The sequence below is a fragment of the Streptomyces sp. NPDC001157 genome, assembly GCF_053598255.1.
On the sequence record NZ_JBSFJW010000001.1, the window covers coordinates 457,477 to 480,644 of the forward strand.

General features: G+C 70.4%; 18 protein-coding genes. 12 read left to right on the forward strand and 6 right to left on the reverse strand.

What is annotated here, in order from left to right; translation table 11 throughout:
• Positions 1–8 precede the first annotated feature (8 nt).
• The 6 genes from tal to ACWDAG_RS02080 are packed head-to-tail and all read left to right on the forward strand — an operon-like array spanning position 9 to position 6,766.
• Positions 9–1,154 carry a transaldolase gene (tal, locus tag ACWDAG_RS02055; protein ID WP_450693634.1) on the forward strand — a complete coding sequence of 382 codons (1,146 nt, stop codon included), beginning with the start codon at positions 9–11 and terminating at the stop codon, positions 1,152–1,154.
• Positions 1,151–2,704 carry a glucose-6-phosphate dehydrogenase gene (gene zwf, locus ACWDAG_RS02060; RefSeq protein WP_450693635.1) on the forward strand — a complete coding sequence of 518 codons (1,554 nt, stop codon included), beginning with the start codon at positions 1,151–1,153 and terminating at the stop codon, positions 2,702–2,704. Before tal ends, zwf begins: the two co-directional genes overlap by 4 nt.
• Positions 2,701–3,636, forward strand: coding sequence for a glucose-6-phosphate dehydrogenase assembly protein OpcA (opcA, locus tag ACWDAG_RS02065; protein WP_450693636.1), 936 nt, complete (start codon positions 2,701–2,703; stop codon positions 3,634–3,636). Before zwf ends, opcA begins: the two co-directional genes overlap by 4 nt.
• Positions 3,629–5,293 (forward strand): glucose-6-phosphate isomerase, encoded by a 1,665-nt coding sequence (gene pgi, locus ACWDAG_RS02070; RefSeq protein ID WP_450693637.1) that lies wholly within the window; start codon positions 3,629–3,631, stop codon positions 5,291–5,293. Before opcA ends, pgi begins: the two co-directional genes overlap by 8 nt.
• A gap of 2 nt (positions 5,294–5,295) precedes the next feature.
• Complete coding sequence (gene gnd, locus ACWDAG_RS02075) at positions 5,296–6,171, forward strand: phosphogluconate dehydrogenase (NAD(+)-dependent, decarboxylating) (protein ID WP_450693638.1); 876 nt, start codon at positions 5,296–5,298, stop codon at positions 6,169–6,171.
• A 7-nt stretch (positions 6,172–6,178) separates the two neighbouring features.
• Positions 6,179–6,766, forward strand: coding sequence for a histidine phosphatase family protein (locus tag ACWDAG_RS02080; RefSeq protein ID WP_450693639.1), 588 nt, complete (start codon positions 6,179–6,181; stop codon positions 6,764–6,766).
• A 98-nt stretch (positions 6,767–6,864) separates the two neighbouring features.
• On the opposite strand, the gene ACWDAG_RS02085 is transcribed toward ACWDAG_RS02080, so the two are convergent.
• The gene (locus ACWDAG_RS02085; protein WP_450693640.1) at positions 6,865–8,139 is read right to left on the reverse strand and encodes a lipase family protein; all 1,275 of its coding nucleotides are present in this window, start codon (positions 8,137–8,139) and stop codon (positions 6,865–6,867) included.
• A 323-nt stretch (positions 8,140–8,462) separates the two neighbouring features.
• Between ACWDAG_RS02085 and ACWDAG_RS02090 the strand changes: the two genes are divergently transcribed.
• Genes ACWDAG_RS02090 through ACWDAG_RS02100 form a run of 3 tightly spaced genes read left to right on the forward strand, consistent with a single transcriptional unit; the run spans position 8,463 to position 14,184 of the window.
• Positions 8,463–11,342, forward strand: a complete 2,880-nt coding sequence (locus ACWDAG_RS02090; protein ID WP_450693641.1) for a peroxidase family protein — start codon at positions 8,463–8,465, stop codon at positions 11,340–11,342.
• A complete protein-coding gene (locus ACWDAG_RS02095; protein ID WP_450693642.1) occupies positions 11,339–12,706 on the forward strand; it encodes a hypothetical protein in 1,368 nt (455 codons plus the stop codon). Before ACWDAG_RS02090 ends, ACWDAG_RS02095 begins: the two co-directional genes overlap by 4 nt.
• 11 nt (positions 12,707–12,717) lie before the next feature.
• Entirely contained in the window at positions 12,718–14,184 is a 1,467-nt protein-coding gene (locus ACWDAG_RS02100) for a membrane-associated oxidoreductase (protein ID WP_450693643.1), read from the forward strand.
• On the opposite strand, the gene ACWDAG_RS02105 is transcribed toward ACWDAG_RS02100, so the two are convergent.
• A complete protein-coding gene (locus ACWDAG_RS02105; RefSeq protein WP_450693644.1) occupies positions 14,171–15,973 on the reverse strand; it encodes a bifunctional sugar phosphate isomerase/epimerase/4-hydroxyphenylpyruvate dioxygenase family protein in 1,803 nt (600 codons plus the stop codon). The genes ACWDAG_RS02100 and ACWDAG_RS02105 overlap by 14 nt on opposite strands.
• Before the next feature lie 122 nt (positions 15,974–16,095).
• Positions 16,096–16,974: a shikimate dehydrogenase gene (locus tag ACWDAG_RS02110; RefSeq protein WP_450693645.1), complete on the reverse strand. Its 879-nt coding sequence runs from the start codon at positions 16,972–16,974 to the stop codon at positions 16,096–16,098.
• A 142-nt stretch (positions 16,975–17,116) separates the two neighbouring features.
• Between ACWDAG_RS02110 and ACWDAG_RS02115 the strand changes: the two genes are divergently transcribed.
• Both ACWDAG_RS02115 and ACWDAG_RS02120 read left to right on the forward strand, forming a co-directional pair.
• The gene (locus ACWDAG_RS02115) at positions 17,117–17,782 is read left to right on the forward strand and encodes a TetR family transcriptional regulator (protein ID WP_115910319.1); all 666 of its coding nucleotides are present in this window, start codon (positions 17,117–17,119) and stop codon (positions 17,780–17,782) included.
• A 229-nt stretch (positions 17,783–18,011) separates the two neighbouring features.
• Entirely contained in the window at positions 18,012–19,352 is a 1,341-nt protein-coding gene (locus ACWDAG_RS02120; RefSeq protein WP_450693646.1) for an MFS transporter, read from the forward strand.
• A gap of 367 nt (positions 19,353–19,719) precedes the next feature.
• Here the strand turns inward: ACWDAG_RS02120 and ACWDAG_RS02125 are convergent, their stop codons facing one another.
• The 3 genes from ACWDAG_RS02125 to ACWDAG_RS02135 are packed head-to-tail and all read right to left on the reverse strand — an operon-like array spanning position 19,720 to position 21,011.
• A complete protein-coding gene (locus ACWDAG_RS02125; protein WP_450693647.1) occupies positions 19,720–20,061 on the reverse strand; it encodes a VOC family protein in 342 nt (113 codons plus the stop codon).
• A 53-nt stretch (positions 20,062–20,114) separates the two neighbouring features.
• Entirely contained in the window at positions 20,115–20,549 is a 435-nt protein-coding gene (locus ACWDAG_RS02130) for a VOC family protein (protein WP_450693648.1), read from the reverse strand.
• 51 nt (positions 20,550–20,600) lie between these two features.
• Positions 20,601–21,011 carry a VOC family protein gene (locus tag ACWDAG_RS02135; protein WP_450693649.1) on the reverse strand — a complete coding sequence of 137 codons (411 nt, stop codon included), beginning with the start codon at positions 21,009–21,011 and terminating at the stop codon, positions 20,601–20,603.
• Positions 21,012–21,733: 722 nt separating this feature from the next.
• Between ACWDAG_RS02135 and ACWDAG_RS02140 the strand changes: the two genes are divergently transcribed.
• Positions 21,734–23,029, forward strand: a complete 1,296-nt coding sequence (locus tag ACWDAG_RS02140; protein WP_450693650.1) for a hypothetical protein — start codon at positions 21,734–21,736, stop codon at positions 23,027–23,029.
• Positions 23,030–23,168 lie beyond the last annotated feature (139 nt).

Here is a 23,168-nt window from a genome sequence, read left to right on the forward strand (position 1 = left end):
GAAAGAAGATGATGAAAGTGACCGAAGCAACCGCGACCGCGGGAGCACTCAAGCGCCTCTCCGACGAGGGCGTCTCCATCTGGCTGGACGACCTGTCGCGGCGGCGGATCGAGTCCGGCAACCTCGCCGAGCTCGTCGAGAACAGCAACGTGGTGGGCGTGACCACCAACCCGTCCATCTTCCAGGCCGCCATCGGCTCCGGCGAGGGCTACGAGGAGCAGCTCGCCGACCTGGCCGTCCGCGGTGTCACGGTCGACGAGGCCGTACGGATGATGACCACCGCCGACGTCCGCGCCGCCGCCGACATCCTGCGGCCCGTGTACGACGCCACCGGCGGCCGCGACGGCCGGGTCTCCATCGAGGTCGACCCGCGCCTCGCCCACAACACCGGGGCGACGATCGCCGAGGCCAAGCAGCTCGCCTGGCTCGTCGACCGCCCGAACGTCATGATCAAGATCCCGGCGACCAAGGCCGGCCTCCCGGCGATCACCGAGGTCATCGGCCTGGGCATCAGCGTCAACGTCACGCTGATCTTCTCCCTGGAGCGCTACCGCGAGGTCATGGACGCCTACCTGGCGGGCCTGGAGAAGGCCGCCGCGAAGGGCCTCGACCTGTCCCTCATCCACTCCGTGGCCTCCTTCTTCGTCTCCCGCGTCGACTCCGAGATCGACAAGCGGCTCACAGTGCTCGGCACGGACCAGGCGCTCGCCCTCAAGGGCAAGGCCGCGCTGGCGAACGCGCGGCTCGCCTACGAGGCTTATGAAGAGGTCTTCGCCTCGGCCCGCTGGACCGCCCTCGCCGGTGCGAAGGCCAACCGGCAGCGCCCCCTGTGGGCCTCCACCGGCGTGAAGGACCCGGCGTACAAGGACACCCTGTACGTGGACGAGCTGGTCGCCCCGGGCACGGTCAACACCATGCCGGAGGCCACCCTCGACGCCACCGCCGACCACGGCGAGATCACCGGCGACACGGTGACCGGCGGCTACGCCCAGGCCCACGCCGACATCGCGGCGGTGGAGGCTCTCGGCATCTCCTACGACGAAGTCGTGCAGCAGCTCGAGGACGAGGGCGTGGCCAAGTTCGAGGTGGCCTGGCAGGACCTGCTGAACGCCGTGACGAAGTCCCTGGACAGCAAGGGAGTTGACGCAGAATGACCGAGGAAGCTGTGGTCGGGTCGGCGCTCGACTGGACCAACCCGCTCCGCGACGAGCGCGACCGCCGGCTCCCCCGCATCGCGGGCCCGTCCGGACTCGTCATCTTCGGCGTCACCGGCGACCTGTCTCGGAAGAAGCTGATGCCGGCCGTCTACGACCTCGCCAACCGCGGAATGCTGCCGCCGGGCTTCTCGCTCGTCGGCTTCGCCCGCCGGGACTGGGAGGACCAGGACTTCGCGCAGGTCGTGCACGACGCGGTCCGCGAGCACGCGCGCACCGAGTTCCGCGAGGAGGTCTGGCAGCAGCTCGCCGAGGGCATGCGCTTCATCCCCGGCGACTTCGACGACGACACGGCGTTCAAGCAGCTGAAGTCGGCCGTCGACGAGCTGGACGCCTCCCGCGGCACCGGAGGCAACTTCGCCTTCTACCTCTCCGTACCGCCGAAGTTCTTCCCCAAGGTCGTCCAGCAGCTCAAGAAGCACGGCCTGGCGAAGGCGCGCAAGGGCTCCTGGCGGCGCGCGGTGATCGAGAAGCCGTTCGGGCGTGACCTGACCAGCGCCCGCGAGCTGAACGCGATCGTGCACGACGTGTTCGAGCCGGACCAGGTGTTCCGCATCGATCACTACCTGGGCAAGGAGACCGTCCAGAACATCCTGGCGCTGCGCTTCGCCAACCAGATGTACGAGCCGATCTGGAACCGGTCGTACGTCGACCACATCCAGATCACGATGGCCGAGGACATCGGCATCGGCGGCCGGGCCGGCTACTACGACGGCATCGGCGCCGCCCGTGACGTCATCCAGAACCACCTCCTGCAGCTGATGGCGCTCACCGCCATGGAGGAGCCGATCGCGTTCGACGCCGAGTCGCTGCTCACCGAGAAGCTGAAGGTGCTGAAGTCGGTGCGGCTGCCGGAGAAGCTGGGCGAGCACACGGTCCTCGCGCAGTACGCGGAGGGCTGGCAGGGCGGCGAGAAGGTCCTCGGCTACCTCCAGGAGGACGGCATCGACCCGAACTCCAAGACCGACACCTACGCGGCCATCAAGCTGGAGGTGGACAACCGCCGCTGGGCGGGCATCCCCTTCTACCTGCGCACCGGCAAGCGCCTGGGCCGCCGGGTCACCGAGATCGCGGTGGTCTTCAAGCGGGCGCCACACTCCCCCTTCGACTCCACCGCCACCGAGGAGCTGGGGCAGAACGCGATCGTCATCCGCGTCCAGCCCGACGAGGGCATGACGGTCCGGTTCGGCTCCAAGGTGCCGGGCACCTCGATGGAGATCCGGGACGTGTCGATGGACTTCGCCTACGGCGAGTCCTTCACGGAGTCCAGCCCCGAGGCGTACGAGCGGCTCATCCTGGACGTACTGCTCGGCGACGCCAACCTGTTCCCCCGTCACCAGGAAGTGGAAGAGTCCTGGAAGATCCTCGACCCGATCGAGGAGTACTGGGCGCGGCACGGCAAGCCCGCGCAGTACCCCTCGGGCAGCTGGGGACCCGAGGAAGCCGACGAGATGCTCGCACGAGACGGACGGAGCTGGCGCAGGCCATGAAGATCGACCTGACCGACACCACGGCAAGCAAGATCAACAAGGCGCTGGTGCAGGGCCGCCGCGCCATCGGCACCCCCGCCGTGGGCATGGTCCTGACGATGGTCATCGTCACGGACGAGGAGAACGCCTACGACGCGATCAAGGCGGCCGAGGAGGCCTCGCACGAGCACCCCTCGCGCACCCTGGTCGTCATCAAGCGGCACGCCCGCACCCCGCGCGACCGCATGGCCTCCAAGCTGGACGCCGAGGTACGGGTGGGCGCCGACGCCGGCACCGGAGAGACGGTCATCCTGCGCACCTACGGCGAGGTCTCCGACCACGCCGACTCGGTCGTGCTTCCGCTGCTGCTGCCGGACGCGCCGGTCGTCGTGTGGTGGCCGGTGGATGCGCCGAAGGTGCCCGCCAAGGACCCCCTCGGTGCCCTCGCCCAGCGCAGGATCACCGACCTGTACGCGGTGGAGAACCCGACCGAGACCCTGGAGCAGCGGGCCCGCTCCTACGCGCCCGGTGACACCGACCTCGCCTGGACCCGGCTGACGCCGTGGCGCTCGATGCTGGCCGCGGCCCTGGACCAGGCCCGCACCCGGATCGTGTCGGGGGCCGTGGAGGCCGAGGCCGACAACCCGGCGGCCGAGCTGCTGGCGCGCTGGCTGGAGGCCCGGCTGAACGTGAAGATCGACCGCGTGGTCACCGCGGGCCCGGTCGTGACGGCCGTGCGCCTGGGGACCGCGGACGGCGAGATCGTCATCGACCGCCCCGAGGGCCCGCTGGCCACGCTCACCCTGCCGGGCCAGCCCTCGCGCACCCTCGCGCTGAAGGTCCGCACGACCTCCGAACTCATCGCCGAGGAGCTCCGCCGCCTCGACGCCGACGAGATGTACGCCGTCGCCCTGCGGGGCGAGGCGACCAAGGAGACCGTCTCCCATGTCTGACTCCCCGAAGCTCACCCGACGCCCCGAGTGGACCGCCCTGGAGGACCACCGGGCCCAGGGCCAGCTGGTGCTGCGTGAGCTGTTCGCAGCCGACCCCGGCCGCGCCGAGCGGTATGTCGTGCGCGTCGGCGATCTGCGCATCGACTACTCCAAGCACCTGGTCAACGACGAGACCCTGGCGCTGCTGCAGGAACTGGCCGCCGCCACCGACGTGTTCGGGCTGCGCGACGCCATGTTCCGCGGCGAGAAGATCAACGTCACCGAGGACCGGGCCGTGCTGCACACCGCACTGCGCGCCCCGCGGGACGCGGTGATCGAGGTCGACGGCGAGAACGTGGTGCCCCAGGTGCACGCCGTCCTGGACAGGATGAGCGACTTCGCCGAGCGGGTCCGCTCCGGCGCCTGGACCGGCCACACCGGCAGGCGCATCAGGAACGTCGTCAACATCGGCATCGGCGGCTCCGACCTGGGCCCCGCGATGGCGTACGAGGCGCTGCGCACCTTCACGGCCCGCGAGCTGACCTTCCGCTTCGTCTCCAACGTGGACGGCGCCGACCTGCACGAGGCGGTACGGGACCTGGACCCGGCGGAGACCCTGTTCATCGTCGCCTCCAAGACCTTCACCACGATCGAGACCATCACCAACGCCACCTCGGCCCGTTCCTGGCTGCTGAACGGCCCGGGCGGGCTCGGCGAGGAGAAGGCGGTCGCCAAGCACTTCGTGGCCCTGTCGACGAACGCCGGCAAGGTCACCGAGTTCGGTATCGACCCGGACAACATGTTCGAGTTCTGGGACTGGGTCGGCGGCCGCTACTCCTTCGACTCGGCCATCGGCCTGTCGCTGATGATCGCGATCGGCCCGGACCGCTTCCGGGAACTGCTCGACGGCTTTCACACCGTCGACGAGCACTTCCGGACCGCGCCCGCGGAGGCAAACGCCCCGCTGGTCCTTGGCCTGTTGGGCATCTGGTACGGCAATTTCTTCGGCGCCGAGTCCCATGCGGTGCTGCCGTACAGCCACTACCTGTCGAAGTTCACGGCGTATCTGCAGCAGCTGGACATGGAGTCCAACGGCAAGTCGGTCGACCGCGACGGACATGTGGTGGACTGGGACACCGGTCCGGTGGTGTGGGGCACACCCGGCACCAACGGGCAGCACGCCTACTACCAGCTGATCCACCAGGGCACCCGGCTGATCCCCGCGGACCTGATCGGCTTCGCCCGTCCGGCGGCCGAGCTCGGTGACGAACTGGCCGCCCAGCACGACCTGTTGATGGCCAACCTGTTCGCGCAGGGCCAGGCGCTGGCCTTCGGCAAGACCGCCGACGAGGTGCGCGCTGAGGGGGTCCCCGAGGAGCAGGTGCCGCACCGCACCTTCCAGGGCAACCGTCCCACCACGACGATCCTGGCCCCCGAGTTGACGCCGTCGGTCCTCGGCCAGCTGATCGCCCTCTACGAGCACAAGGTGTTCGTCCAGGGCGCCGTCTGGAACATCGACTCCTTCGACCAGTGGGGCGTCGAGCTCGGCAAGGTCCTCGCCAAGCGTGTCGAGCCCGCCCTGACCGAAGGCGCCGACGTCCCCGGCCTCGACCCCTCCACCACCGCTCTCGTGGCCGCGTACCGCGAGCTCAAGAACGCTCAGGAAGAAGTGAACTGACCATGCAGATCGGACTCATCGGGCTCGGCAAGATGGGCGGCAACATGCGCGAGCGGATCCGCCTCGCCGGCCACACCGTCGTCGGCTACGACCGCAACCCCGACCTCTCCGACGCGGCCAGCCTCGCCGAACTGGTCGACAAGCTCGAAGCGCCGCGCGTGGTCTGGGTGATGGTCCCGGCCGGCGCCGCCACCCAGTCGGTCGTCGACGAGCTCGGCGGACTCCTCTCCCCCGGCGACACGGTCGTCGACGGCGGCAACTCCCGCTGGACGGACGACGAGAAGCACGCCGAGGAGCTCGGCGCCAAGGGCATCGGCTTCGTCGACGCGGGCGTCTCCGGCGGTGTGTGGGGCCTGCAGAACGGCTACGCGCTGATGGTGGGCGGCGACAAGGAGCACGTCGAGCGGCTCCAGCCGATCTTCGAGGCGCTCAAGCCGGAGGGCCCGTACGGCTATGTCCACGCGGGCAAGGTCGGCGCCGGGCACTTCTCCAAGATGGTCCACAACGGCATCGAGTACGCCATGATGCAGGCCTACGCCGAGGGCTGGGAGCTGCTGGAGAAGGTCGACTCGGTGACCGACGTCCGCGAGGTGTTCCGCTCCTGGCAGGACGGCACGGTCATCCGCTCCTGGCTCCTCGACCTCGCGGTCAACGCCCTCGACGAGGACGAGCACCTCGACAAGCTGAAGGGCTTCGCGCAGGACTCCGGTGAGGGCCGCTGGACGGTCGAGGCGGCCATCGACAACGCGGTGCCGCTGCCCGCCATCACGGCCTCCCTCTTCGCACGGTTCGCCTCCCGCCAGGACGACTCCCCGCAGATGAAGATGATCGCGGCGCTGCGCAACCAGTTCGGCGGGCACGCCGTCGAGTCGAAGTAGGCGCGTGGTGGGGGACCTTCTCCTGGTCCGCCACGGCGAGACGGAGTGGAGCGTGTCGGGACAGCACACGAGCTGGACCGACCTGCCCCTCACCCAGCACGGTGAGGAGCAGGCCAAGTCGCTCGCTCCACTCCTCTCGCAGCGGACCTACGCACTCGCACTGACCAGCCCGCTCGGCCGCGCGATACGCACCGCCGAACTCGCGGGCATCACCGGCGCGGTCGTCGAACCCGACCTCCACGAGTGGGACTACGGCGCCTACGAGGGCATCACCACCGTCGAGATCCACCGCACCCGCCCCGGCTGGAACCTGTGGACCGACGGCGTGCCGCCCGGCCCGGACGGACACCCCGGCGAATCGCCCGAGCAGATCGGCCGGCGCGCCGACCGCGTCCTGTCCCGCGTGTACTCGGCGCTCCCCGACGGTGACGTGATCCTCGTGGCCCACGCCCATTTCCTACGCGTCCTGACGGCCCGCCGCCTGGGCCTGCCCTCCGCGGACGGCCGCCTCTTCCAACTGGCCACGGGCACCGTCAGCCGCCTGTCGACGGAGCACGACCGCCCGGTGATCGCCGAGTGGAACACCCGGCCGTAGAAAAGGTCCGGCCTGTGCAACAGCCCGCCCCGAACCGGCTCAAGGCCGCTGACGGGGCGGGCGATTTGCCGTAGGGGGAGTCCCTCTGCGCCCCCGGGCTACAGAACGTCTCCGTACTCGCTCAACACCCCCGGAGGGGCCAGCGCGTTCACGTAGTGCCCCGGGCCGTGGTCGTCGAAGGAGTACTTGAACGGGATGGTGCGGGTCAGCGCCAGCCGGGTCGCGAAGAACGCCAGCGGCGCCACGACGGCGAGACCCGCGAGGCTGTCCATCTGGGGGTAGTGCAGGCCCGGTTCGGTGACCTCCGTCCAGCCTTCGCCGCCGCCCCGCAGCAGGGGCCGTACCGACCGCCGTACCCCTTCGGTGACGCGGACCAGCAGCCCGCCCCAGTCCCGGTCGACAGCCGTGCGCAGGACGTCGCTCGGCAGGGTCAGGCTCTCGATCGCCGAATCGGCCGCGAAGGTGAGCGTCGCGTCGACGGGGCCGTGCCGCCTGCGGTAGTGGAACTCGCGGCCGAAGGGGGCGTACGGGCCGACCGGCCGCGGCGGCAGGGCGGGCACCACGTCCCGGTCGAAGATGTAGCGGAGCATCCGGTCGCGCAGGACGTGGTTGTCCAGCGGGCCGGGTGTCTCCTCGCAGGCGCGGGCCAGGTCCGGTCCGCCGACCATGGGCTGGCCGAAGGTGTAGACACCCTTGAGCTTCTCGGCGATGTGCCGGTAGCGCGGCTCGTGGACCAGCGTGACGGCCATGATCGCGGCCATCGCGGCGCCGAGGCTGTGCCCGGTGATGTAGAGGGCCTCCAGGCCGCCGCCGCGGGTGCCCTGCTCGTTCGGGTTCAGGGACTCGCCGCGCACGGCGCGTTCCAGGGCCTCGATGATCAGATGGCGGGTGGCACGGACGTTGCGGTAGAAGCCGGCGTGGACCTCGTACTTGCGGCCCTCCAGTTCGACGCAGAGCATCTCGGGCCGTACGTCGGCGTCGGTGAGGATGCTGATGATGTCCTCGGGCTGGGTGCCGCGGTAGCAGAGGATCGCGACCCTGCGGTCCTTGTCCTGGACCAGATAGGCGGCGGACGCGATGTACAGGGCGTCCACGCGCTGCTCGAAGGCCCGGCAGTGGTTCTCCTCCAGGCCGAGCCGCGCCATGATCATGGCGACGGTCTCCACATCGCTGTGCTGCTCGAATCCGGCGTACGAGTAGGCCGCACAGGTCGCGAGGACGTGCGGGATCACTCCGTCCGGATCGGGCTGGTGCTTGTCCTCGACGAGCCGTTCCACCAGGTCGGGATAGACCGGGAAGCTGCTCGGATCGGTCTCCGGCTTGCACGGGCGCAGCGCGGCGTAGCTGGGCCCTTTGACGTATGTGTCCCGCATCTGGGACCTCCCCCGGGACGTCTGCGGGTGCTGGGCACCCACCATGGCCCCGGACCGCCACCGGCAAGGAGTCGTTCCCCGGCCACGGCGGAGGCGACTGATGGGGTTGCTGGGGAAGGGCGGCGTCCGCGGGGCGGGCACGGGAGGTTACGGCTCCCTCACACGCCCGCCTGACGTGGGCAAGTACGACTCCCCGTGCAATTGTTCGCATGGGGCGCAAGATGGCGCACATCGGCGCGAACCATCGCTGCGAGCGCGCCTCGGCCGCCAGTAGCGTGCGGGGCCCTGTCCCGTACGTATCCGTGCGCGTGAGGAAACGACCGATGGCCGAGACCGGGCAGCAAGAACCGCAGTACGAGCGGTACGAAGGCGGTAGTCCCGAAGCGGAACGGCTGGTGTTCGAGCAGCTGGCCGCCGAACTGATGAAGGTGCAGGTCAAGAACCGGCGGGCGGGGGGCGGCGGGATCGCCCGGACCTTCCATGCCAAGGCGCCGGTGGCCGTGGACAACGCGCGGCTGCGTTTCCACGACGATCTCCCCGCCGCGCTGCGGGTGGGGTTCGCGCAGCCGGGCGCCGAGTATCCGGCGACGGTGCGGCTGTCCAACGCGAGCGGGATCCGGCAGGGCGACGGCTCGCCCGACCTGCGCGGGGCGGCCGTGCGGGTGCAGGTGTCGGGCGAGGAGAGCCACGACCTGCTGGCGACCAGCTATCCGGTCTCGCACGCCCGCAACGCACGGGAGTTCGTGGCCTTCGCGAAGGCCATGGCGGGCGCGAAGAGCCCCGTACAGAAGGCGTTCGGGCTGTTCGTGAAGCTGCCGCTGGCCGTGGGTCTCGGCACCGCGAACCGCATGCGCCGCAATGTCCAGGCCGCCACCCGGCACACCGTCGACTCCTTCGCCAACGAGACGTTCTGGAGCCGCGGCGCGGTGCTGTGGGGCGAGGCGGGACCCGTGCGGTTCCTGTTCCGGCCGACGCCCGGCACGCCGCCGGCGCCCGCCCCGGACCGTCGGGACGCGGACGCCCTGCACCGGGAGTTCGCGCACCGCCTGGCGCAGGGAGAGGTCAGCTACGACCTGTGCGTGCAGCGCTTCGTCGACGAGCGGCGCACTCCCGTCGAGGACGCCTCGGTGGAGTGGAAGGACGGGGTGTCGCCCGCGATCGCGGTGGCCCGGCTGACCCTTCCGAGTCAGGACCTGAACACCGCCGAGGCCCGCGCGGCCGCCCGCCGGATCGAGGACCTCACCTTCAGCCCCTGGTACACCACGGACGACTTCCGTCCGCTCGGCAACATCAACCGCGCCCGGAAGGCCGCCTACCAGGCGGCGAGCGCACACCGGCTGGGGCTGAAGTTCGTCACTGAGGAGCCCCTGCGCAACCGCATCCTGGGACGCCCCATGGAAGCGGCCTTCGCGCTGCTGAACCGGTATATCCCCTGGCACCGGCTGCCCTTGCAGCTGAGCCTGCTGAACCTGGTGTTCCTGCGCAAGGTGCTGCGCCGCCGCAACCTGATCGACACCGAGGTGCGCGAGGCACCGCCGAAGGCCCAGCGGGTGCCCGCGCCGATCCCGGAGCAGCTGCGCGGCGAGCGGTCGTACGACGGGACGTACAACGATCTGTCGGCCCCGAAGATGGGCGCGGTGGGTGCCGCCTTCGGCCGCAACCTGAAGCCGGACTACCGCCCCGACCTCTTCGACACCCCGAACCCGGTCACGGTCAGCCGCCAGTTGCTGTACCGCGAGAGCTTCGTGCCCGCGACCTCCCTCAACATCCTCGCCGCGGCCTGGATCCAGTTCCAGGTGCACGACTGGGTCAACCACCGCCGCTACAAGCCCGGCGAGCGCAGCGTCGAGGTGCCGCTGCCGCCCGGCAGCGGGCCCTGGCACAACACACCCGGCGGGCCCGGCGAGAACGTGATGCGGTTCGCGGAGAACGAGGGCATCGAGGTGCCGGGCCGTCCGCCGATCCTGTTCGGCAACAACGCCTCCCACTGGTGGGACGGCTCCGAGGTGTACGGCGAGGACGAGCACACCGCCCGGTTCCTGCGCGAGGCCGACGGACGTGCCGAACTCCGCCTGGAGGACGGCCATCTGCCCGGCGGCAGCAACGGCCACATCCCGCTCACCGGCTTCAACGAGAGCTGGTGGATGGGCCTGAGCGCCATGCACACGCTCTTCGCCCGCGAGCACAACGCGGTGTGCGCCGCGCTGCGCGCCGAGTACCCGGCGATGAGCGAGGAGCACATCTACCAGACCGCCCGGCTGGTCGTCTCCGCGCTGATCGCGAAGATCCACACGGTGGAGTGGACCCCGGCGATCCTCGCCACCGAGGCGATCGACATCGCCTTGAAGACCAACTGGCAGGGCCCGCCGAAGAACTGGCTCAACCAGCTGGGCCTGTGGCTGTTCGAGGCGCACTCCCTGACGGGCATCCCGAAGACCCTGCCGGACCACCACACGGCGCCGTACTCGCTGACGGAGGACTTCGTCACCGTCTACCGCATGCACCCGCTGGTCCCGGACGACTTCGAGCTGCGCGAGCACCACTTCGGGCAGCGCCTGGAGACGGTGGGCTTCCTGGACATCCAGGGCGGGGCGGCCGAGTCGCAGATCCGCAAGACGGGCCTCGCGAACACGCTCTACTCCTTCGGCATCGCCCACCCGGGCGCGATCACCCTGCACAACTACCCCCGCGCACTGCAGCAGTTCGAGCGGGACGGGGAGATCATCGACCTGTCGGTGGTGGACCTCGTACGCACCCGCCGTCGTGGTGTGCCGCGCTACAACGACTTCCGCGAGGGACTGCACAAGCAGCGCATCCGCTCCTTCGAGGAGCTGACGGAGAACGCGGAGACCCTGGCGCGCCTCAAGGACGTCTACCGCTCGGTCGACGAGATCGACACGGTGGTGGGCCTGTTCGGGGAGAACCCGCCGACCGGGTTCGGCTTCAGCGACACGGCGTTCCGCATCTTCATCCTCATGGCGAGCAGGCGCCTGCAGTCCGACCGCTTCCTCAACGTCGACTACCGGCCCGAGGTGTACACACCGCTGGGCATCGACTGGGTGGAGCGGGGCGGCATGAACTCCGTCATCCTGCGGCACTGCCCGGAGCTGGCGGCGCTGCTGCCGCGCGGGGCGAGCGCGTTCGCGCCGTGGCGGGCGGTACGGCCGACCAGCGAGGAAGACATGCACGGAGGCCGTGAATGAGCACGGTCGACGGACATCCGGGGCTGGCCGACCTGTTCGGCCGGCCCCTGCTGGACACGGTATGGCACCGGCGCACCCACCGCGTCAGCCGCGGCGCCTCGGTGCCCGCCGGGTCGATGAGCTACCGCTCCCCGCACACCCAACAGCCGCTGTCGGAGCTGGAGGAGGCGGTGCTGATCGCGATCACCGGTTGTACGGGCCTCACCATGCCCGACCGGCCCTTCGAGGACCCGCGCGACGGCAAACCCATCATGTCCAAGCCCAACCTGACCATGGCGGGCCGCACCGCGGGCAGCCCCGACAACGCGCAGGGCACCCACTTCTTCATGATCAACGACACGGGGACCTACTACCTGCGGAAGCTGCCACCGGCTCCCCAAGAGCCCTTGGACGCCGAGACGCTGGCGGCGCGGGCGGCACAGTCCAAGGTGAAGGTCCTCGACCACCGGCTCGACGTACCGCAGAACAAGCGGGACTTCCCGGCCTACCTGGACTCGAACCGCTTCCTGTCCAACCTCGCCGGAACGACGGTGTTCTTCCCGGTCGTCGACCTCTCCCACCAGTACATCAACGCCTTGATGTACCTGCTGACCCAACCCGACGGAGCGCGCCCGACGCTGGTGGACGACCGCAACCTCTACCGCCCCGCCGGCGTGACGAAGTGGGTCAGGAACGGCTTCCTGAACGGTGATCTGAAGCTCCCCCTCGGCGCACTCGGCCCGATGCGCACCCAGATCGAGGCGGACCTGCTGCTGCAGAACCTGATGCTGACGGCGGAGGCGATGGGCCTCGGCGCCTGGATCCACGCGTCGATCAACCCCCAGATCGCCCTGGGCGACCCGAAGTTCTCGCGCGCATACGGCAGGATGCTCGGCTTCACCTTCGTCACCCCGCGCTGGCGGCTCGCGGACCTGTGGCGCTGGCACGTCCCGCTCCCGAGGTACGCGACCCTGCGCTCGCACCCGGTGGGCCTCACCTCCCGGGACGGCGAGGCGCTCATCGCGGCCGCCTGCCCGCCCGCGCACAAGTCGATGTCGGACGCGGTGGACTCGGTGATCAGCTCGAAGTTCGGCACCGGCGGCATCTACACCGACAAGGACGTCTTCACCCGCATCTACAAGGAGGACTACGGGCAACGCTATCTCGCGGAGGCGAGCGAGTACGAGGAGCGGGTGATCGACTGCGCCCGCGACATCTGCGAGTACGTCATCCGCACCCACCGCCGCTTCCCCGCGCACACGGACGCGATCCACGTCCCGGGCATCTGGCTGCAGACCCATCACGTGGAACGGGAGTACTACGAGCGGTTCTTCGTGAACGGACTGACCGACACCCACCGGCGGCACGCGGAGCTCTGGGATTAGAGTCCCGCTCTGTGGAGATCAACGATCTGACGCCGGCCGAGCAGCAGGTGTGGCGGGCGTTCTCGACGGGGGCGACGGTCGACTTCCGGGAGGGGGGCGACGACGAGGATGTGGCGGAGGGCGCGCAGTGGGGGCCTGAACGGAGCATAAGAGCAACGGTGTTGCGGGCACTGCTCCTCAACGGCCCCCGAGTGCCGGGCGAAGTGGCCGCCCTGAAGGTCAAAGGGGCACGGGTCACCGGCACGCTGGACCTGAGACACGCGACGGTCCACAGCATCATCCACCTGAGCCACTGTCACTTCGCCGACACCCCGGACCTCTCCGGCGCCCACCTCCCCTACCTCAACCTGCGGGATTCCGTGCTGCCCGGCCTGATGATCGCGCGGGCCCGAGTGGACGGCAGCGTCCGGCTGACCCGATGCCGGTTCACCGGAGTCGTGCACCTGGGCGGATCGCACATATCCGGGGTGCTGTTCCTCGAACGGGCCGAGTTCGCGGCCGTGCCGGAACCGGGGCCGGTCCTGCGGCTCAGCCACGTCACCATCGAGGACGACCTGTGCGCCCCCGGGCTGCGCACGCACGGCGAGATACGACTCGACGGCGCCGCCGTCGCCGGATCGGTCGACCTCAACGACGCCCGGCTCCACCACCCCGGCGCCGCCGTCCTCGACGCCCAGACCCTCGTCGTGGAAGGCGACCTCCTGATGCGGCGCGTGGAGGCGACAGGCTGGATCGGCTTGCGCGGCGCACGCATCGCGGGCCGCTTCGACCTGTCGTACTCCCGACTGTCGAACCCGGACGACTCGGCCCTGCGGGCGAGCAGCTGCACCATCGGCGAACTCTGGCTGCGCAAGGCTCCGCCCTTGGAAGGACGGCTCAACCTGCGCCGTGCCCAGGTGGACGTCCTGTTCCTGGAACCGGAGGTGGTGCCCGACGAGGTCTATCTGAGCAGCCTCGTGTACACCACTCTCACACCCCACGAACCCGCCGAACGCCGCCTCCCCATGCTCGAACGCGATGCCGAGGGCTATGTCCCCCACGCCTACGAGCAGTTGGCCACCGCCTACCGCCGCGTCGGCGACGACCACGCCGCCCGCCTCGTCCAGCTCGCCAAGCAGCGCCGCCTCCGCTCCACCCGCGCCTGGTACGGCCGCCTCTGGGGCTACGTCCAGGACGCCACCGTCGGCTACGGCTTCCGCCCGCTGCGCGCGGCGGTCTGGCTGCTGTCCCTGCTCGCCATCGGCTCGACCGCGTACGGCCTGCACCACCCACACGCCCTCAAGCCGTCGGAGGCCCCGCACTTCAACCCGGTCTTCTACACCCTCGACCTCCTCCTCCCGGTGATCTCCTTCGGCCAGGAGGAGGCGTTCGCACCGGACGGCTGGTACCAGTACCTCGCGTACGCCCTGATCATCACCGGCTGGGTCCTGGCGACGACGGTCGTCACCGGCGTGACCCGAACCGTCAGCCGCCAGTGAGCCGCCGCGCGGCATGCTGCGCGGCCAGGCGCACGGGCGCGTTCTGGGCGCCGTACCCCTGGTATCCGCCGTCACGCTGGACGAGCTCGAAGAAGACCCGGCCCACGGTCCGCGTGTAGCAGTGCCGGAACTCCCCATGCCGGTCCCGGTCGTAGAGGATGCCGAGCTCGCGGTACGTCTCCAACTCCCCCTCGGGGAACTCGAACCGGGCGGCCAGGTCGTCGTAGTAGTTCGGGGGCATCGGCAGCAGCAGCCCGCCCGCCTCGCGAAGGCGGCGTGCCGTGGCCACCACGTCGTCCGTCGCCAGCGCGATGTGCTGGGCGTGGACCGTGTCGTCGGCGGGCGCCGCGCCGACGGACAGGGCGATACGGACGCTGCCGTCGGCGTCGGTGACGGCACGGCTGCGCAACAGGCCGTACGGGTCGGCGACGTCCACGCTCTCCTGGGCGGACAGGCCGAGGACGCTGCGATGGAAGAGGGTGGCCTCGTCGAAGTGGTGCCAGGGCTGGACGAGAGCGAGATGGTCGATGCGCCGCACACCCGGGGCCGCCGCCTGCGCGACGCGTTCGACGTCCTGGAAGTCGCCACGCCAGTCGGGCAGTTGGGGTCGACCCGTGGCGCAGAAGAACAGCTCCGTGCCGTCCGGGGCCGCCACGGCGTCGAGAGGGACGTCCTCACTCGCACGACGGCGGGGCAGCACGGGCGCCAGCAGCGCCTCGGCGCGCCGCGCGGCGCCCGCCGGGTCAGGGGACTCCAGACCGATCGCGGCGAGCCCGGTGCCGTCCCGTCGGGCGGCCGGCCCGGTGTTGACGAGCACCCGGGCCTGACCCGCCTGCCACAGATCGACCGGCTTGCTGCGGTGCCGCGCCGTCCGGGCGAAACCCAGGGCCCCCAGCACTTCGCTGACCGGCTCGGCGTCGGGAGTGACCAGCTCGGCGAAGGCGACACCCGTGGGAACGACAGGGGCGGGCAGCTCGGCCAGCCCCACCGCCTCCTGGAGGACCAGCAGCGACCGTTGCGCGTCCACGGCCGTCGGCCCGGCCTCGGCCTGCCGGAAGACGTCGTTGAAGACCTCCAGGGAGAGCGGCCCGGCATACCCCGTGCGCAGCACATGCCGCACGAGTCCGGCGACGTCGAAGCCCCCCTGCCCCGGGAAGCAGCGATAGTGACGGCTCCACTGCAGGACGTCCATCGCAAGCAACGGGGCATCCGCGAGCTGCAGGAAGAAGATCTTCTCGCCGGGGATGTCCTCGATGCCCTTGGGATCGGACCCACGGGAAAGAATGTGAAAGCTGTCGAGACAGGTGCCGAGCGCCGGGTGATCCGCGGTCTCGACGACGTGCCAGGCATGGTCGTACGTACTGACGTGCCGCCCCCAGGCAAGTGCCTCGTAGGCGACACGGATCCCGAAGTCCTGGGCGAGGTCGGCGAGTCGACTCAGTTGCTCGGCGGCGAGCGCGTCGTCGTCCACGGCCAGGGGACTCACGCTGGAGCAGACGAGGACCGTCTCGGCCCCCAGCCGCCGCATGACCTCGAACTTGTGCCGGGCTCGGCGCAGATTGCGCGCGAACTCGTCCTCGGGGACGGCTTCGATGTCCCGCATGGGCTGGTAGAGGTCGATGCTGAGCCCGAGATCGACACAGCGGGCCCTGACCTCTTCCGGGTCGAGGGGGCTGGCAAGCAGATCGTTCTCAAAGATCTCAACGCCGTCGAACCCGGCCCGCGAGGCAGCCGTGAGCTTCTCGGTCAGGGAGCCACTGAGCGAGACGGTCGCAATGGATGTGCGCATGACGGTGGCCTTTCCGCTTGCCTTACTGCAACGCCCCTTCAGGGGCGCGAGGCTGTGTTTGATTTGCGGCTACCGCCGCGTGGGCGCGACCAGCCACATACGGCCGGCAGCCGGAATACCGCCTAACTCGCCGAGCTCTCGACGGCCCCCGCCATCTCCGCAATATCAGCCAACATTCGCCCACTGTCGGGCTCCCGCCCGGTGAACAGCCGAAACGCATCCGCAGCCTGGAACACAGCCATCCCACCCCCATCCAAAGTGGCGCAGCCAACCGCCCGGGCAGTGCGCAGCAACTCCGTCTCCAACGGCCGATAAACAACCTCGGCAACCCACAAACCGGGGTGGAGAAGCTCGGCGGCAAAAGGCAGCCCGGGGTGTGCGGCCATCCCGGTAGGCGTGGCATGCACAACACCGTCGGCCGAGCCGAGCAGCCGAGGAAGCTGATCGGGAGCAGCGGCGGCCGCACGGCCGACACCGAAGTGCCGATTCAGCCCCGCAGCCAGGTCCGCCGCCCGATCGGCCAGCGCATCAACGACGGTGACCCGTTCGGCGCCCAGCGTGAGAGTGGCGTGTGCAACGGCCGCCCCCGCCCCACCGGCGCCAAGCTGCACCACCCGCTCCAGCGAAGCGTCCGGCAGCCCGCGCGCGAACGACGCGGCGAAACCGGTGACGTCCGTGTTGTGGCCGACGGCGCGGCCGTCCTCGAAGACGACGGTGTTGACCGCCCCCAGCGCCTCGGCCTGCGGAGCAAGCCGGTCCAGGTGCTCGATCACCAGCTGCTTGCACGGGTGCGTGATGTTCAGCCCGTCGAAGCCGAGATCCCGGGCGGCCCGCACCAGGTCCCCGACCGCCTCCGGCGGCACGCCGAGGGTGTCGATGTCGATGAGCCGGTACACATACCGCAGGCCCTGCCGGTCCGCCTCCCGCTCGTGCAGCGCCGGGCTGAGTGACGGGCCGATGCCGGAGCCGATCAGTCCGACGAGATACGAGTCCTTGGCCACGGGGCCTCCTGAGCCGAGCGTTAATGTACGAACCAGTACGTTAGCTATATCAGCACCACGCTTCCCTGGGAAGACCTCGCCGCCGCCATCCGGCCCGCCTTCTAGAATCTGCGGCACTGGCCGTACTCCCCGAAGGAACCCGATGACCAGCGTCGACGAACCGGCACGACCCAACGGGCGGATCCGCGACGCCGCCCGCACCCAGGCCGAGATCCTCGACGTGGCGACACAGGAGTTCGCGCGGGCGGGTTACGACGGCGCCCGGGTCGACGAGATCGCCGCCCGCACCCGCACCACGAAGCGGATGATCTACTACTACTTCGGCGGCAAGGAACAGCTGTTCACGGCCGTCCTGGAGCGGGCGTACGGCGTGATCCGCGAGGCCGAGCAGAAGCTGGACGTCGAGCATCTCGACCCGGTCGCGGCCATCCGGCGCCTGGCCGAGCTGACCTTCGACCACCACGAGCAGCACCCCGACTTCATCCGCCTGGTCAGCATCGAGAACATCCACGGCGCCGAGCACATCGCCGCCTCCGAGAAACTGGGCAGGATCGGCTCACCGGCACTCGACGTGATCCGCCGCATCCTGGCCGCCGGACAGGAGTCGGGCCTGTTCACGGCCGATGTCGACGCGGTCGACCTGCACGCGATGATCAGTTCCTTCTGCTTCTTCCGGGTCTCCAACCGGCACACGTTCGGCGCCCTCTTCGGCCGCGACCTGGTCGACCCGGCGCAGCGTGAGCACTACCGCACGATGCTGGGCGACATGGTGATCGCCTACCTGACGGCGGACCGCGCGACGGACTGATCACGCCGATCACGCCGATCACGCGCACGGCGGCGGCAAGATCCTTCGGCACAACCCCTTGACACCCGGGAAACGTGGGCGCAACATCCGTAGCCAACCGCTACTAACTACCCAGTGGGTTAATTAGCCGGATAGCACCCGGCACGGCCGTCCCGCCACCCCAGGGATCCGGCACTTCTCCCCCGCCGCTCACTCCGCATACGTTGGAGTTCCCTCGAAGGAGCAAGCCGTGTCCGTCCCCGCCGAAGCCGTCGGGCAGCCGAAAAAGGCGGCCGCCGCCGCCTGGATCGGCAGTGCCCTGGAGTACTACGACTTCTTCATCTACGGCAGCGCGGCCGCGCTGATCTTCCCGAAGGTCTTCTTCGACGAGTCCGACCCGGCCACCGCGACCCTGCTGTCGCTGGCCACGTTCGGTGTCGCGTACGCGGCCCGGCCGGTCGGCGCGCTCTTCCTCGGCCACTTCGGTGACCGCGTCGGCCGTAAGAAGATCATGGTCTTCACGCTGATCCTGATGGGTCTGTCGACGTTCCTCATCGGCTGTCTGCCCACCCGCCACCAGGTCGGCACGCTCGCCCCGGTCCTCCTGGTCGCCTGCCGTGTCCTGCAGGGCATCTCGGCGGCGGGCGAGCAGGCCAGCGCGAACTCGATGACCCTGGAACACGCGCCACCGAACAGGCGCGGCTTCTTCACCAGTTTCACCCTCAGCGGCACGCAGGGCGGCCAGCTCATCGCCACCCTGGTCTTCATCCCGGTGGCCGCGCTCCCCGAGGACCAACTGCTGTCCTGGGGCTGGCGGGTCCCGTTCTGGGCGAGCGTCGCGGTCGCCGTCGCCGGCTACGTCATCCGCCGCAAGCTCCAGGAGACCCCGGCCTTCGCCAAGCAGGCGGCCGGCGAGGGTGTCGTGAAGCTGCCGCTGGTGGTGCTGCTGCGCGAGCACTGGGTGGACGTGCTGCGGGTGATCGGCGGCGCACTCATCGCCTCGGTCTCCACGATCTTCACGGTGTGGGCCCTCGCCTACGCCACCAGCGACTCGGTCGGCATGTCCCGTTCCTCCATGCTGTGGGTGGGCGCGCTCGCCAACCTCGTGGCCCTCGCCGCGATCCCCCTGTGGGCCTCCCTGTCGGACCGCATCGGCCGCCGTTCCGTGTTCCTGATCGGCGCGGCGGGCAGCGCGCTCGCCATGTTCGGCTACCTGTGGGCGATCTCGACGGGCAACTACCCGCTGACCCTGATCCTGGGCATCGTCGCCTTCGGCATCGTCTACAGCGCCGCGAACGGCGTCTGGCCCTCCTTCTACGGCGAGATGTTCTCCACCCGGGTGCGTCTGTCCGGCATGGCGATCGGCACCCAGATCGGGTTCGCCGTGGCCGGCTTCGCGGTCACGTTCGCCGCGCAGATCGCGGGCCCCGACGGGAGCGACTGGTCCTCGGTCGCCCTGTTCACCGCCGCCCTCTGCGTCCCGCCGGTGATCACCGGACTCTCGGCCCGCGAGACCCACAGGATCCCGACGGAACGCCTGGGCGAGCGGACCGGTCAGGGGGCGTCACAGCCGGAGACGGTCACCGCCTGACGGCGCTCCACGAACACCCCTGGGCCCCGGACGCCAGACCGGCTCCGGCGCCCGGGGGTTCCGGCCTGCCCGCCCCACGCTCACCCGACGGGCACTGCCCTGAACTCCTCGGCCTCCCGCTCCGGCGTGCCCGCCTCCCGAGCCTGCTCTCGCGCCACCGCACCGGCCTCCCCCCACCGGCCGGGGGCCCGCCGTGCTGCCGGCCTCCGCCGGACCGTGCCCCGCCAGGGCGGCGATGCCCTCCGCCCTTGCCTCCGGGCTGTCGTGGATCCACCGCCGGTCGTGGATCTCGTCCGCGCCCTGCCACGACAGCAGACCGGGCACGGCTCCGGAGGCCATCTCTTGGGACGGGCGAGGTGCTCCGGTCCTACGCCCGTGGGTGACGGGGCTCGTAGAGGCCGACCTCGCCGCCGCCCGGCAGTCGGAAGCCGGTCAGCCGGCCCCAGCGTGCCTCCTGCACGGGCCGCGTGAACTCCACGCCCTTCTGGGTGAGTTCGGCGGTCGTCGCGTCGATGTCGTCGCACATCAGCATCAGTTCGTGCGAAGGTTCGCCCTCGGCCGGGTGGAAGGCCACCTCGGCGGGCGGTGCCTTGAAGATGAGCCAGCCGTGCCCGGCGTCGACGTGAGCCCAGTCGAGGACGTCCCGGAAGAAGGCGCGGTCCGCCTCGGCGTCGCGGGTGTAGATCACCACATGTGCACCATTGATCACGCGCGGAGGCTAGGTCCCCGGCCCGGGGCACGGCAAGGGCGGCACGCGGCCCGTCATGCGGAGGCCGCTGCCACACAGAACTCGTTGCCCTCCGGGTCGGCCATCGTGATGTGGTGTCCGTCGAACTCCTCCAGGACGCTCCCGCCCGCCTTCACCAGGCGCTCGGACTCGGCCCGGATGCGGGCCCACCGCCGGTCGGGGCTGCCGCCGCCCGGCACCCGGACGTCGATGTGGAGGCGGTTCTTCGCCGTCTTGGGCTCGGCGACCTTCAGGATGGACAGCCGGGGGCCCACGCCGTCGGGATCGCAGAGCCACGCGCCGTCGTCCGCCGAGTCGTCGTCCGGCAGGTCGAACTGCGCGAGCCACTCCTCGCGCGTGGTGAAGGGGGCGGGCGGCGGCTCGTCGACATAGCCGAGCGCCGTCTTCCAGAACTCGGCGAGGAGCCGCGCGTCCGCGCAGTCAAGCGTGAGATCGAAGGTGGCTGCCATACAAGGACCGTACTGCGCAGCACTGACAGCGGGTCCGCGACCGGAACCTGATCAGGCGTTCGACCAGCCCCGCTCGCACAGCACCAGCCGGTAGCCGTCCGGATCCTCGATGGTGACGCCCCACCTGTTCCAGTACGGATTGGGCGACGACACCCGCTTGCCGCCGTGCTCCTCCAGCCGGCCCACCAGCTCTTCCGGCACCGGCCCGTCGACGTAGACGACGAGGAGGTCCTCCTCGGTGGGCCGGGGCTCGACGGGCCGCACCGGTTCGTGGACGAGCTCCAGATGCCATCCCGCGTCCGGCCAGCCGAGCATCAATAGGTCGTGCTCGCCGGGTTCGGAACCGCCCTCGGCCCGCCACACCACGCTCAGCCCGAGCCCCTGCGCCCAGAACCGCTCGGCGGCCGCAAGGTCCCGGGACGGGCGGGCGATACGGATGTGGCTGCGGCCGTCGACCGGCATCGTGACCTCTTCCTGAGCAGCGGCTTCGTTCCTCGCAGCCTAGGCGGTCCGTGATCTCCGAACCATCGGTCGTCCGTCCTGCGCTCCCGGACCTAGGTCTCCACCCTCGCTTACCTGAACCCTCCGGGCGAAAGGCGCTGTTGAGGCATTGCGCGCACTGCGGTAATCATGAGGGACCTCCGCGCGCTCCGGCCGGATTCAGGGGCGGCCGGGGTGCGCGGACCGACGTTGACTATCGTTGCCCGATCACACGAGCGGGCGGCGAGAGGCGGACGAGGACGTGGCGGGGGCCGGGTGGATACGGGTGCCGGTCGGCGACGGCGCCGCACGGTGGGCCACCCGCGGGCGCAGCCACAAGGTGCTTCTCGTCGTCCACAACGTGACGGCGGCGACCCGTCTGCTGGACGTCCTGCCGCTCTTCCACGACGACTTCAGGGTGCAACTGCTGGCCACCTGCCCGGGCTCGTCGGCGTTCCGGGCGGGCGTCGCCGAACTGCTGGGCGGGTCCGGGGTGCCCGTACTGCCGTGGGAGCAGGCGGTCGAGACGCCGGTCGCGCTGGCCGTGTCGGCGAGCTTCGGCGGTCAACTCCGGTCACTTTCCGGCGTATTGACCATCTTGTCGCACGGTGTCGGATACACTAAAAGGCTGGCGACACCCGACACCCGACACCCGACACCCGACACCGGGCAGCGGTCGGAAAGAGTCGGATCCGGTCTTCGGGATGTCGCCGGAGTGGCTCCTCGACGAGAACGGCGAGCCGCTCGCGGACGCACTCGTCCTCTCACATCCCGAGCAGTACGAGCGGCTGCGCACCGTCTGCCCCGAAGCCGCGCCCACGGCCGTGCTCGCCGGGGATCCCTGCTGGGACCGTATGCTGGCGGCCCGCCCGTACCGCGACCGCTTCCGCCGCGCCCTCGGGGTGGGCCGGGGGCAGCGCCTGATCGTCCTGAACTCCACCTGGAACCCCGAGTCGCTCTTCGGCGACGGCGGCGATGACGTACTCCCTTCGCTACTGCCTCGTCTGACCTCGGAGTTCCCCGCCGACGAATACCGTCTCGCGGCCGTCCTGCACCCCAACGTCTGGCACGGTCACGGCCCCGGCCAGATCCGCGCCTGGCTCGACCGCGCCCGCCGCGCCGGACTGGCCCTGATCGACCCCCTTGAGGGCTGGCGCCAGGCGCTGCTCGCCGCCGACGCCGTGATCGGCGACCACGGCTCCGTCACCTACTACGCCGCCGCACTCGGCACACCGGTCCTGCTCGGCGCCGCACCCCTCGCGGCCCTGGACCCCGAGGCTCCGGTCCACGAGTTCGTCCGCACCGCGCCCCGCCTCGACCCGGCACGTCCCCTGCGCCCGCAGCTGGACGCACTCGTCGCCCACCACCGCCCACGGCCCGAACCCGCCGAGTCGGTCAGCTCAGCGCCCGGCGAGTCCGCGACCCGGCTGCGAAGGCTCTTCTACGACCTCATCGACCTCCCCGAACCGGACGCTCCCGCCCGCCTCGAACCACTCCCGCTTCCGCCGTACGAACCCGCGAATCGCACGGTCCCGCTGCTCGTCCGCACCCGACTACTCGGCTCCGGCGAGGTATCCGTCACCCGGTACGCGGGCCCGCATCCGGCACCGGACGGGGTGGGCGAGGCCCACACGGCGGTCCACGAGGACACCCGCGAGAGCGAGCAGCTCGCCCTGGCTGACGTGGTGTTCCGATACGGCGAGGCACGCGACCCGCGCTTCGTCTCCCCCACCCACTGGGCGGCGGAAACCCTCGACCGGCATCCGCACTGCGCCCTGGCCGCCTACGTCACCGGCCCCCGCTCATGCGTCGTCCGCACCCGTGCGGGCACGTCGCTCCGCCTGGACGCCGCCCCTGACGCGGACGCCGACCCGGCCGCATACGCCTCCGCCCTGTACGCATGGCACGCGGCGGGCAAGTCGCTGGAGGAGTTGGCCGGGCACCGCCTGACGGTCCGGATCGGGGAGGCGACCCACCCCGTGCGGCTCACCCTGGCGTGACGCACGGGAAGGCGACCCACCCCGTGCGACTCACTCAGGCATACCGCGCTCCCGCAACACCCGCAGCCACGCCACCTGCCACTCGGCACTCCCCTGCCCCAGAACCGCAACCGCTCGCCGATACGCATGGCTCGCGCCA

Coding starts and splice junctions, on each gene's coding strand:
- gnd (WP_450693638.1), top strand. CDS start 5,296: ATGCAGATCGGACTCATCGGGCTCGGCAAGATGGGCGGCAACATGCGC.
- ACWDAG_RS02105 (WP_450693644.1), bottom strand. CDS start 15,973: ATGCGCACATCCATTGCGACCGTCTCGCTCAGTGGCTCCCTGACCGAG.
- ACWDAG_RS02140 (WP_450693650.1), top strand. CDS start 21,734: ATGTCGCCGGAGTGGCTCCTCGACGAGAACGGCGAGCCGCTCGCGGAC.
- ACWDAG_RS02115 (WP_115910319.1), top strand. CDS start 17,117: ATGACCAGCGTCGACGAACCGGCACGACCCAACGGGCGGATCCGCGAC.
- pgi (WP_450693637.1), top strand. CDS start 3,629: ATGTCTGACTCCCCGAAGCTCACCCGACGCCCCGAGTGGACCGCCCTG.
- tal (WP_450693634.1), top strand. CDS start 9: ATGATGAAAGTGACCGAAGCAACCGCGACCGCGGGAGCACTCAAGCGC.
- ACWDAG_RS02135 (WP_450693649.1), bottom strand. CDS start 21,011: ATGCCGGTCGACGGCCGCAGCCACATCCGTATCGCCCGCCCGTCCCGG.
- opcA (WP_450693636.1), top strand. CDS start 2,701: ATGAAGATCGACCTGACCGACACCACGGCAAGCAAGATCAACAAGGCG.
- zwf (WP_450693635.1), top strand. CDS start 1,151: ATGACCGAGGAAGCTGTGGTCGGGTCGGCGCTCGACTGGACCAACCCG.
- ACWDAG_RS02095 (WP_450693642.1), top strand. CDS start 11,339: ATGAGCACGGTCGACGGACATCCGGGGCTGGCCGACCTGTTCGGCCGG.
- ACWDAG_RS02085 (WP_450693640.1), bottom strand. CDS start 8,139: ATGCGGGACACATACGTCAAAGGGCCCAGCTACGCCGCGCTGCGCCCG.
- ACWDAG_RS02130 (WP_450693648.1), bottom strand. CDS start 20,549: ATGGCAGCCACCTTCGATCTCACGCTTGACTGCGCGGACGCGCGGCTC.
- ACWDAG_RS02090 (WP_450693641.1), top strand. CDS start 8,463: ATGGCCGAGACCGGGCAGCAAGAACCGCAGTACGAGCGGTACGAAGGC.